Origin of the sequence: Galbibacter pacificus (assembly GCF_029603165.1) — a bacterium.
Classification (GTDB): Bacteria; Bacteroidota; Bacteroidia; order Flavobacteriales; family Flavobacteriaceae; genus Galbibacter; species Galbibacter pacificus.
In genome coordinates this window covers 495,333-507,143 of record NZ_JAQSVC010000003.1, presented here as the reverse complement: position 1 = coordinate 507,143, position 11,811 = coordinate 495,333, and the positions used below count along the sequence as shown (strand labels likewise).

6 protein-coding genes are annotated in these 11,811 nt (G+C 42.0%); all 6 read right to left on the bottom strand.

Annotated features, from left to right (window positions below; all coding sequences use genetic code 11):
• Positions 1 to 16: 16 nt before the first annotated feature.
• Genes PSF86_RS10640 through PSF86_RS10615 form a run of 6 tightly spaced genes read right to left on the bottom strand, consistent with a single transcriptional unit; the run spans position 17 to position 11,642 of the window.
• On the bottom strand, positions 17 to 2,413 hold the full coding sequence (locus PSF86_RS10640) for an ABC transporter permease (protein ID WP_277900056.1): 2,397 nt from the start codon (positions 2,411 to 2,413) through the stop codon (positions 17 to 19).
• Between the two features lie 21 nt (positions 2,414 to 2,434).
• The gene (locus PSF86_RS10635) at positions 2,435 to 4,822 is read right to left on the bottom strand and encodes an ABC transporter permease (protein WP_277900055.1); all 2,388 of its coding nucleotides are present in this window, start codon (positions 4,820 to 4,822) and stop codon (positions 2,435 to 2,437) included.
• Positions 4,823 to 4,833: 11 nt separating this feature from the next.
• Complete coding sequence (locus PSF86_RS10630) at positions 4,834 to 7,215, bottom strand: ABC transporter permease (RefSeq protein WP_277900054.1); 2,382 nt, start codon at positions 7,213 to 7,215, stop codon at positions 4,834 to 4,836.
• Positions 7,216 to 7,226: 11 nt separating this feature from the next.
• On the bottom strand, positions 7,227 to 9,653 hold the full coding sequence (locus tag PSF86_RS10625; RefSeq protein ID WP_277900053.1) for an ABC transporter permease: 2,427 nt from the start codon (positions 9,651 to 9,653) through the stop codon (positions 7,227 to 7,229).
• 28 nt (positions 9,654 to 9,681) lie between these two features.
• Positions 9,682 to 10,359: an ABC transporter ATP-binding protein gene (locus PSF86_RS10620; protein ID WP_277900052.1), complete on the bottom strand. Its 678-nt coding sequence runs from the start codon at positions 10,357 to 10,359 to the stop codon at positions 9,682 to 9,684.
• 32 nt (positions 10,360 to 10,391) lie between these two features.
• The gene (locus PSF86_RS10615; protein ID WP_277900051.1) at positions 10,392 to 11,642 is read right to left on the bottom strand and encodes an efflux RND transporter periplasmic adaptor subunit; all 1,251 of its coding nucleotides are present in this window, start codon (positions 11,640 to 11,642) and stop codon (positions 10,392 to 10,394) included.
• Between the last annotated feature and the right edge of the window lie 169 nt (positions 11,643 to 11,811).

Genomic DNA, 11,811 nt, shown 5'->3' with positions numbered 1-11,811 from the left:
CTTTGTTTTTGATGTTTTATTCGGTTCGTAAACTCTTTACAGGGTTGGCCAGCGCTGCTTTAACAGATTGGAAGCTTACCGTGATTACAGTAATGGCAACAGCGGCTACTCCGGTAGCGACAATCGGCCACCATTGGATATTTATATGGTAAACAAAACCGCGAAGCCATACATTCATAATCCACCAAGCCAGGGGTGAGGCTATTAGAAAGGACAAGAAGACCAGTTTTACGAATTGTATGGAGCATAGGCGGGTAATGCCCGTTGCGGACGCTCCCAGAACCCTTCGTATCCCAATTTCCCTAGAGCGCTGTTTAATGGTGTAAGCGGATAAACCAAACAGGCCTAAGCAGGCTAGTAAAATAGTCATGGCCGAAAATATGCCCAGGGTCTTCCCCATACGCATTTCACTTGCGTAAAGCTTGGCAAACGATTCATCCATGAATTGATATTCAAAAGGGCGGTATGGAATGATGTTGTGCCATTTGTCTTCCAAAAAAGCGATGGTTTCCGCTAGATCATTCCCTGAGGTTTTAACAATCAGGTGACGGCTCCAGGTATCGGGAAAGAGGACCAATGGCTTGATGGGGGTATGCATCGAAGCAAAATGAAAATCTTTTATAACGCCTTTGACTTCCCCATTTCGGTAGCTAAAGGTCATCTTTTTTCCTATGGCTTCTTCGGGAGACCATCCCAATGCGGTTGCCGCCGATTGATTGATGATAAAGTGAAAATAATTCTTATCGTAATCGGCATGCGAAACATCCCGGATATCTTGCTTGGACAGGCCGCTGCCCGCTATAAGCTGCAGACCACAGGCTGCTACAAATTCATCGTCTACGACATTCCCGGCAGTCATAATGTATTGCTCCGGGGTCATACGGTTTGTCCACATGGTATAACCGCCTTTAATCCGCGTAGGTAATTCCGCTGATCTGGATACCGCTAAAATATTTGGGTTTTGTTTAAACTCCTTTTTGATGAGCGCTATTTTAGCCATCGTCCTGTTGTCTAAAGGGAATGTCAATACATGCTCCCTATCGTACCCCAGTTCTTTGTTTCGGATATAATGTAGCTGATTTTGCATAATCAAGGTGGCAATCATTAGAAAAACAGAGATTCCAAATTGAAACACGATAAGGGACCCTTTGACCCAATTGCCTGAAGAAGAGCGGTGAAATGCCCCCTTGAGGACTTTAATTGATTTAAAACCAGAGAGTACAAAAGCAGGATAGCTGCCTGCCAAGAACGAAATAGATAGGAGTATTCCCAACATAGCGGCGAGTATTTCAGGTTGGAACATTTCAGAAAATAAGAGGGTTTTTCCAGTAAGGTCGTTAAAAGCAGGGAGTAGTATTAACAAAAGGAGGACGCTCAGGAACAAAGAAATAGCGGAAACCAACGTGGACTCACTAATAAATTGCCAGAAGAGCTGCCGTCTTTGTGCCCCTGCAACTTTTCGGATGCCTACTTCTTTGGCCCGTTCCAGTGACCGCGCCGTGCTCAGGTTGATATAAGTAAAGCAGGCAATCGTGAGAATCAGCAAAGCAACACATCCGGAAATATAGAGGTATTGTACAGTGCTGTTTGGTTCAAATCCATCGTAGGGGGAATATAAATGTACGCGGGTATAAGGCTCTAGTTCATAAGTGATATAAGAACCGTTTCCATCATCTTCGGAGGCTAATTCCCTTTTCATAAAAGGTGCTATTTTAGGCTGAAGGGACGCTATGGAATTTTGATTTTTTAGCAGGAGATAAGTGGTGTAATTGGCACTCCAATACGTTTCTTCTACCTTGGCAGCAGGGAGGCTTGAAAAGGAGGCAAGCATATCAAATCTGATTTGGGAATTGGGCGGACAGTCCGCCGCTACCCCCGTAACGGTGTAATTTGTCTGGTTAGCACCAACTTGTATGGTCCTGCCAACCGGATTTTTATCTCCGAAATACCGTTGTGCGGTAGCTGCAGAAAGCACTACCTTATGGGGAGCATTCAATACATCGTTAGCAGCGCCTTTTAACAAGGGGAATGAAAAAATGTCGAAAAAAGCGGCATCCGCATAGAGAAACCGATCCTCCTTATATACATGGTCTTCTATTTTAACGATGTTCTTGTTTTTATACATACGAACCCCATTTGCTACCTCGGGGAAATTATTTTTAAATGTTGATAGTACCTTGGTGCCCGTAAAATTTCCTTTATTGGTAGTGTCTCCATTGCCATATTCCATAATAACACGGACAATTCGGTCCCCTTTTTCCTGGAATTTATCATAACTAAGCTCGTGTTGAATGTAGAGGAGCATCAAAAGACAACAGGTCATACCGGCGACAAGCCCGATAATATGAATGGCAGAGACGGATTTGTTTTTCCATAGGTTCCGCCAGGCTATTTTCAGATAATTCTTGATCATACTGCTTCGTTTTTTGATGTTTTACTCGGTTCGTAAACTCTTTACAGGGTTGGCCAGAGCTGCTTTAACGGACTGAAAACCAACGGTGACTGCTGTTATGCACAGGGCAATAACCCCTGCCAATAGAAACATCCACCATTTAATGGCGATGCGATATGCAAAGTCCTGCAGCCATTTGTCCATGACATACCAGGCAATCGGGAATGCGATCAGGCAGGCCAATAAAACCAGTTTTATAAAATCCTTTGATAATAAATAGGCAATCTTTCCAACCCCGGCCCCCAGGGTTTTACGGATTCCGATTTCTTTTATACGTTTTCTGGCCATCAAGGAAATTAACCCGAACATGCCCAAAGATGAGATGAGAATGGTCAGGAAAGCAACATAGTTCACCGTGCCCAGGATTCCTTCCAAGAGTTTGTATTGCCCGTGTATACGACTCTCAAGCAATTCATAGTCAAACGCATGTCTGGAGGGGATTTGATCAAAGGACTTCTTTAACGTATTTAAAACCACCGTTTCCTTTCCCGGGGTTGTTTTTATGCTTAAATACCTGTTATTGTATCCAAGACCACGCTTTCCGCCGTAATAATGCAAAATAGGCTCGACGCTTTTTTGCATGTCCTGATAATGGAAATCTTCCATGACCCCGATGACATTATAGGTTTCTTCCGCTCCGCCTTTTTCTGTCAATTGCTTGTTTTTAATGTCTTTCCATCCCAAGGCCTCCATGGCCTTTTTGTTGATCATAACCGAGTTGTTTTCAGAGGCGTCTCTTCGTTCATCAAATTCCCTGCCCTGAATGAGCGGAATCCCAAATGTTTTGGAATAACCGGTTCCCGTAAATCCTTTACGGATATTGAGTTCGGCTTTTGTTACCGGATCATAGAAATCATTGTAATTATAATGGTAGGCCGTAGGAATCACTTCGGTGGTAGCGAAACCCTGTACATAGGGATTGTTCTTTAATTGCTCCAGTAAAATTTGAATTCGTGAGTTTGCAGCTTCCCTGTCCTTAAAATCTAAATTTAATTTTACAATACTTACCCCTTGCGCGTCATAACCAAGGGGGACGTTCTGCATGTAGTGTATCTGATTGTTTAAGATCAATGCCGTACATATAAAAATAATGGCCAGCGCAAATTGAACCGTGATAAAGGCATTGCGTACAAAAAAACTGTTTTTGGAGTTGTGTATCTTTCCCTTGATAGCCGTAACGACCGGAAAAGAAATAATTTTAAGCGTTGGCAGGACCCCGACTGTCAAAGTGATTAAAAGCCCGATAAGGAAATAGCCAAAAAGCAAGGGATAATCGCTGCCTAAATTAAAATGGATGTTTCCAAACCTGGATCCGTAAATAGCATTCATGGCCGGCAAAAGCACTTGAACGAATAAAATTCCGGCAAGCAGGAGCGCGGTAAAGACAAGGATTCCGTTTTCAATACAAAACTGCATAATGAGACTGCGTTTACCGCTTCCTATGATTTTACGCACGGCCAACTCTTTATGGCGGTTGTATATAATGGAGGTGTTTAAATTCAAAAGGTTTATTACCACGATTAACAGAATGAAAAAGATCGTGGCCAGGGAACCTTTTATTATTTTTCCGACCGTGGGATTGTAACCTTCCCGATAATTTAAAAAAGAGTCAAGTCTTAATTTTTTAAGGCCCTCGGTGTTTTGATAGTTTCTCATGGCAATGTCGAGAACAGTGTGCTCAAGAGCCTCGATATCAGTATCTTTTTTCACCCTTAAATAGTTCGTTGCAAAGGTGTTGTACCAATCGGCCCCTTGCTTAAACCCGGGGTTTAATTCGAGCAATGCCGTTGGCAGTAAAACATCAAATGCTACCGAAGAATAAGGATTTATAGGCTTAAAAACACCTTGTACCGTTAAATTTAAGCTGTCGTCTGCCTGAATGGTCTGCCCCACCGGATTGATATCTCCAAACAATTGCCGGGAAACTTCTTCTGAAATAACAATATCGTATTTGTTTTTTAATGCAGTTTTTGAATTTCCGTATTTTAAGGGTAGTGTAAAAACTTTAAAGAAACTTGTATCTACATATTTTGTGTTTTTTTGCGTTTCAATGTCTTTTACTTTTAACCAAGGCCAATTCCAGCCCTGTATATGAGTGGCTCCTATAACCTCCGGAGCGGAATGTACAATTTCCCCTAAGAGCGGATAGGTAGTTTGATCGGAGACATTTCCATTGGTTTCAACGGTTTTTAGCGTATATAGGGCCTCTTTATTTTCTATAAAGGCATCGGCGCTGTGATAGGCATACACGCCAAAACCCAATGTCATGATACTGGCCAATCCCACGGTAAGCCCCACAAAATTTAAAGCCGTTGAAAGCCTGTTTTTCCATAGATGCCGGAATGCTATTTTAAAATAATTCTTGATCATGATGCTTTGTTTTACTCAGTTCTCAGGTTTTTTGTAGGGTTTGTCAATGCTGCCTTCATCGAATGGAAACCAATGGTGATTAGCGCGAGAAATAACGCGATAACACCAGCTATGACAAACATCCACCATTGGATGTTGATACGGAAAGCAAAATCTTTGAGCCATTGGTTCATTGCCAGCCATGATATGGGTATGGCTATTAAAAAAGCAATTCCTATTAATTTTAAAAACTCTTGGGATACAAGGTTGACTACCTTTGATACCGAAGCTCCGAGTATTTTTCTAATACTTATTTCACGTTTTCGTTGAATGATACTATAGGCGGTTAGTCCTAAAAGGCCTAAACAGGAAATTGTAATGGCCAAAATGGCAAACCATAAAAAGAGGGTTCCAAAGCGTTGTTCGCTGCGATATTGCTTATCCAAAAGCTGGTCTAGAAAATAAAAATCGAACGGCTCTTCCGGAAATGCTATTTCCCATTGTCTTTTGATCTGGGATATTGATTTTTCAATGGTATTTGCTTTTATTTTAGCAGTAATCAGATTTAGTCGCGTTTGTTCAATCCGCATACTTAAAGGTTCAATCTGTTGTTGTAAGGAATTAAAATTAAAATTTTTTACAACCCCTATTATTTGTCCTTCACGACCCCATTGCTTAAACCTTGCTCCCAGAGCACTTTCAGGGCTTGTATAACCCAACAACTCCACTGCAGCTTCGTTCACTATCATCGCCTGTGTCGAATCGGAAGCAAAGTCCCTGGAAAAGCCTCTGCCGCTTATAAGCTCGATATCGAGTTGAGAGAGGTAGTCAAAATCGACAAAATATAAGTTGACAACTGTTTGTAGTAGATCCCCGTCTTTGTTTTCTAATTGAGAAAGGGCTTCTGAATTGTCACCCCCCGGGACACTTGAAGAACTACTGGTACCAATAATACCGGGAAGTTGATTAATGGCATCCTTAAAGGCTTTTTGAGCCGGGGATACCTGTGTCTCCATAACCAATACCTGCTCCTTATTAAAACCGAGTTCCTGACTGCGCATATAGTCGGTCTGCATATAAATAACAATCGTTCCGATAATCAGCGTAATCGAAATGACAAACTGCAGTACAACCAAGCCCTTTCTTAAGGCGACCCCTCGACTGCTCTTAGAAAAGGACCCTTTTAGCACATTTACAGGATCATAAGAGGTCAATACCAAAGCAGGATAGGCGCCTGCCATAAGGCCTACCGCTATAGAAAAAAGAAATAAAATAATGATTTGATTGGGGTTTGAAAAAATACCTTCGCTAATGACCTTGCCTGCCAATACATTAAAGGATGGTAATAGCGCCTTGAGTATAACCAGTGAAACCAAAAAAGCCAAAACACTGATAATAGCAGATTCCCCTAGAAATTGATGGCCTAATTGTTTTTTACTCGCACCCACCACTTTGCGAATGCCGACTTCTCTGGCACGTTCTACGGAGCGTGCCGTGGTTAGGTTGATAAAATTGATACAGGCTATTAAAAGGATGAAAACGGCAATAATCGAAAAAACATATATGTTATGGATGTTCCCGGTAACAGGACCACCTCTGGTTGCATGCATATATATTTCTTTGAGGGGAACTAATAGCAAGTCAATATACATTTTGGAGGCTTCCATTTGTTTTTCGAAATTTTGCTTCATAAATAAAGGAAACTTCGATTCTAATTGGGCTACATCCACATTGGGTTTGAGCAGCACATAGGCATAAGGTTCGAAATTACCCCAGTCAGTGTCTAAATCTTTGTCTAAAACTTGGGTAAATGTGGTCATTGACAAGAGCATGTCTGCTTTTATATGGGAGTTCCCGGGAATGTCCTTCATAATGCCCGTAACTTTAGCCTGGAAACCCTTATCGAGTATCTGCAACGATTTTCCCATTGGATTTTCATTTCCAAAATATTTTTTGGATGCGGTTTCAGATAGTACTACACTAAAGGGGGTTTTTAAGGCCTCTTTTTTATTGCCGGAGCGCAGCTTAAAATCAAAAACTTCAAAAAAGCCGGAATCAACCGCTATGGCATTATTCTCCCTGAACTTCAGGTGATTGTTACGCACAGTCAACGGCATATATAAGATACGTACCGCCGACTGAATTTCAGGGAATTGAGATGCCAATAGAGGAGGGGTTGCCCAGTCCGGCTTATTGGCTTGATTTTCTTTGGAATTAATTTCGATATCCGAAGCCACCCTGTAAATTCGTTCTCCTTTACTGTGAAAATTATCATAACTGAGCTCAAAATCGACATACATCAGTATCAGAAATCCTGCAGTAAAACCAATGGCCAAACCTAAGATATTCAACAAAGAAAACCCGCGGCGTTTCCAGAGATTTCTAAATGCTATTTTAAAATAATTCTTGATCATGATTTCTATAATTATTCCATTCGTAAACTTTGTACAGGGTTCTGTATTGCGGCTTTAATGCTTTGATAACCTACAGTGAGTACTGCTATTATTATTGCTATAGCGGCTGCCATGACCAGCACCCACCAGCCAATTTCTGTCCGATATGAAAAATCTTCCAGCCATTTGTTCATTACATACCATCCAATGGGCAACGAGACTAAAATAGCGATCCCTACCAGTTTTAAAAAATCAGCGGTAAGCCTGTAAGAAATCTGACTTACGCTTGCGCCCAATACTTTCCGTACCCCAATTTCTTTGGTTCGCTTTTCGGCATTGAATATAGCCAGGCCAAAAAGGCCCAGACAGGCAATAAGAATCGATAGTATGGTAAAAGTGATGAAAATGTTACCCAGACGACGTTCGGATTTATAGGTAGTATTAAACGATGCGTCCATAAAATTGTAGCTGAAAGGTTGCCCGGGGGCTACCTTCTTCCAGATATCCTCGATTTGTGCAATGGTGTTTGTAAAATCACCGGCGCTTAACTTTACAGCCATTCCATTGGCAAAATTTCCTAAAGACATACTTAAGGCCCCGATATCATTGCGGAGCGATTCGTAATGAAAGTTTTTTACCACGCCGATTACCGTATAAAATGAAGTGTTTTCCCCCTCTAAAACTTTAGTGACCCGCATTCCCAATGCTTCCTTGGGCTCCATGCCAAATAAGTTAAGGGCAGCTTCATTGATAATTATGGCCGTAGAATCAGCGCCAAAAGCACGATCAAAATCCCGCCCGGCAATAATTTTGAGATCCATGACCGAAACATAATCATAGTCTACGCCCCAGTCCTGCATACTTATCGAGTGCTCCGCACCGAGGGCCCCTTCTCTGTTGAATGATTCTTGGCTTCTATTGGAAGGAGTTGGAAAGAAACTGCTTACACTGGCATTTTGTACCCCCTTTAATTGCTTTACCCGCTGCTTAAAAGAATGAACCTGTCCGCCAGCAGCATACACATCTTGAAGGAGCAGCACCTGATCTTTTGAAAATCCCAGGTCTTTGCTCTGAATAAAACGCATTTGCTGATATACGACCAAGGTGCTTATTATTAAAAAGACGGATATGGCAAACTGAAAAATCACCAAAACGTTTCGCAATCGAGCTCCGCCTACATTTCCGCTTCCCTTTATAACCTTTACGGGAACGAATTTGGACATGAAAAAGGCAGGGTAACTACCGGAAAGTAAGCCCAGTAAAATAGTTGCTAAAAGCGCTACCGCCCAAAAGGAGGGATCCACAAAAGGAATAGCCAACGATTTACCCGATAGCTGCTTGAAATAAGGCATGCCAATCAATGCCATAATGAGGGCCATGACCATAGCTCCCAAGGCAATTAGGCAGGATTCGGTTAAAAATTGAATTCTAAGCTTGGCCTTGTTAGCACCGAGGGTTTTTCGAATACCTACTTCTTTTGCCCTTTTTAAAGAGCCTGCCGTAGACAAATTCATAAAATTGATACTGGCCAATACGATTAGAAATAAGGCAATAAAAGATAGGATGTAGATGTTTTGGATGCTATTGTTAGGGCTGATCTCTGCCGCCCTATTGGAGTGGAGCCGAATATCCTTAAGTGCGATGGTACTAAAATTCAAATAACTGCCCGAGGCTAGCAACTGTTCTTCGGTAATCCCTGGAAAGACTTCCTGAATTCCCGGGATCACATACCTGCCTACAATAGCTTGTAAACGCTGTTGTATGTCGCTGGCATTTGTTCCGGGCATCAATTTGATGTAGGTCTGAAAATTATTACCGGCCCAATTGGGAACCCGGGCATCCCTATAACCGGTCATGGCCATAAATACCCCATAATCCCTTAGAAACGAATTTTTCGGAAAATCATCAATTATTCCGGTAACGGTATAGGTGTCACCATTATTTAAAATAAGGGGCTGTCCTACAGCATTATGAATGTCGAAATGTTTTTTAGCGGCAGTTTTGGTCAATATCAATGTGTTCGGCTCTTTTAAAGCCGTTTTTGGATCTCCGACCAACAAATCAATTCCGAACATGTTAAAAAAAGTGGAGTCCACATAGGTTGCATGTGTTTCCTTTACATTGATGACCGATCCTGTTTTTTTAAGAAGCATGGTTCCCACGGTCCGAAATCTCGTAGTCATTTCAACTTCCGGGATATCACTTCGAATGGCATCGGCCATAGGAGCGGTTACGGTCGCAAAATTATGGATGTCGCCTCCAAATTTCAGATCCGCGTTGATACGGTATATGCGATCGGCATCGACGAACATTCGGTCATAACTGAACTCATCATAAATGTATAATGAAACCAAGAGCCCCCCAGCCAGACCAATGGCCAGGCCAAAAATGTTCAGTATGGTGAAAAAGGGTTGGCTTTTAAGATTCCTCCATGCTATTTTAAAATAATTCTTGATCATAACTGGTCCTGATTGCTATGTTAGTGGTTTAGACCAAAACGTTTTCCGTTACTTTTTGCCCGTCCAGCATCCTGATGATACGGTGACTGAACTTGGCATCGTGTTCACTGTGTGTTACCATGATGATGGTGGTCCCTTGTTGGTTGAGGTCGGTAAGCAGGTCCATTACTTCATTTCCGTTACTGCTATCCAGGTTCCCCGTTGGCTCATCTGCGAGAATTAGTTTTGGGTTGTTCACCACGGCCCTTGCTACGGCTACCCGCTGTTGCTGGCCCCCGGAGAGTTGCTGCGGGAAATGTTTTCGCCGGTGCATGATCTGCATCTTCTCCAATACTTCGTGCACCCGTTTTTTTCTCTCTGACGGCTTTATGCCTGTATAGATCAGCGGGAGTTCGACATTTTCAAATACCGTAAGCTCATCGATGAGGTTAAAGCTTTGAAATACAAAACCGATGTTGTGCTTTCTCAGGTTCGATCTTTTACGCTCATTAAAGTCCGAGACCTCAATTCCGTTAAAAACAAAACTTCCTCCATCGAGGTCGTCTAAAAGCCCTAAAATGTTTAACAAGGTAGATTTTCCACATCCCGAAGGTCCCATCACAGCGACAAATTCCCCTTCCTTGACTTCAAAAGAAAGCTTGTTCAAGGCAACGGTTTGTACCTCTTCTGTTCGGTAAAATTTTTCTAAATCGGTGATTTTTATCATGATGGTAGTATTGAATTCTTTTTATAATGCTATTAATTTAAAACAAGTTCCTGGATTTCTTCATAATTATCATATCCGGAGGTAACTACTTTATCGCCCGGATGTAAGCCGTCAACAACTTCGTAATATTCGGTGTTTTGATTTCCTAACTGTATGGGTTGTCTATAGGCGGTATTGCCATTAGCTTCCAGTTTAAAAATCCAGTTCCCTCCGGTTTGTTGAAAAAACCCGCCTTTAGGAATCAATACGGCCTGTTTTTCCTGACTAAGGGCCACCCGTATCTGTAGGGTCTGCCCCCTTCTTATTCCTTCGGGAACATCTCCCTGAAAATGCATATCTACCTGAAAGCGACCGTTGGTCACCTGTGTGTATACTTTTTTAATTTCCAAAGTGTAGGCCTTCCCGTTAAAGGAAAAAGTACCCACTTGCCCGCTATAAATCCTGGCAATATAATGTTCGTCTATTGCTACCCGTACCTTAAACCCGCTGAGCACATCAATTTGTCCGAGGCGCTCCCCTTTGGTTTTTGACTGACCAATTTCGGCATCCAGGGAGGTTAACCGCCCGTCTACAGGTGCCTTCACCACCAAATCACCCACTTTTTTACGCATAAGTTCCAAGGCGGTTCTTGTCCTTTGATAGGAGCTTTGTGCCTGCGATAATTCCTGGTTGGTAGCAATAGAGTCTTGCGCTACTACCTGTTGCGCCAGCTCCATTCGTTGTTTTTGATAGTTGTATTCGTTTTCAGAAGCTATTAAGTCCTGACGTCCGATAGCATCTTTATCATAGAGCCGTTTGTTTAAATTATAGACCCGTTCTGCCTCGATAAGGCTGTTCTTTACATCGGTCAATTGATTGAGCCTGTTAATGGTATTTTGTCTGGCGGAATTCTGTTGAATTTGCATTTGGGTGAGTAAGTTGTACACTGCCGTTTCCTGATTGACCAAACTCAATTCTAAATCCGTATTGGAAAGCCGGAGTATCGGCGCTCCCTTTTTCATCATGGCGCCGTCTTCAACAAATTTTTCCTCTACCCGGCCGCCTTCTACAGCATCGAGATAAATAGTGGTGATGGGGAGTACAATTCCGTTGACGGGAATAGCTTCCTGAAATGCGCCTTGTGTTACTTCACTAATGGTAATGCGTTCACGCTCCACATTTAATTTAGAGGCTCCTGAAGAAGAAATAATCACAAAAACGATAAAGGCAAAAAGCAGTATACTTCCTCCCAAAATCAACATTCTTGATTTGGTAAACCTTTTCTTTTCTAATGGGATGTCCATAGCATCAATTCAATTTTATATAGACGGTATAGGGATTTGTATGCCAAAAACATAAAAAGCTGATTGTCATTAGATTGAATTTATGCAGCGGAAGGAAGGTGTTCGGAAACGATACACTTTATGTACGGAAATGTTACAGTCTTTTGACTTTTGAAATTAACCAATAATC

Coding starts and splice junctions, on each gene's coding strand:
- PSF86_RS10615 (WP_277900051.1), bottom strand. CDS start 11,642: ATGGACATCCCATTAGAAAAGAAAAGGTTTACCAAATCAAGAATGTTG.
- PSF86_RS10640 (WP_277900056.1), bottom strand. CDS start 2,413: ATGATCAAGAATTATCTGAAAATAGCCTGGCGGAACCTATGGAAAAAC.
- PSF86_RS10620 (WP_277900052.1), bottom strand. CDS start 10,359: ATGATAAAAATCACCGATTTAGAAAAATTTTACCGAACAGAAGAGGTA.
- PSF86_RS10625 (WP_277900053.1), bottom strand. CDS start 9,653: ATGATCAAGAATTATTTTAAAATAGCATGGAGGAATCTTAAAAGCCAA.
- PSF86_RS10635 (WP_277900055.1), bottom strand. CDS start 4,822: ATGATCAAGAATTATTTTAAAATAGCATTCCGGCATCTATGGAAAAAC.
- PSF86_RS10630 (WP_277900054.1), bottom strand. CDS start 7,215: ATGATCAAGAATTATTTTAAAATAGCATTTAGAAATCTCTGGAAACGC.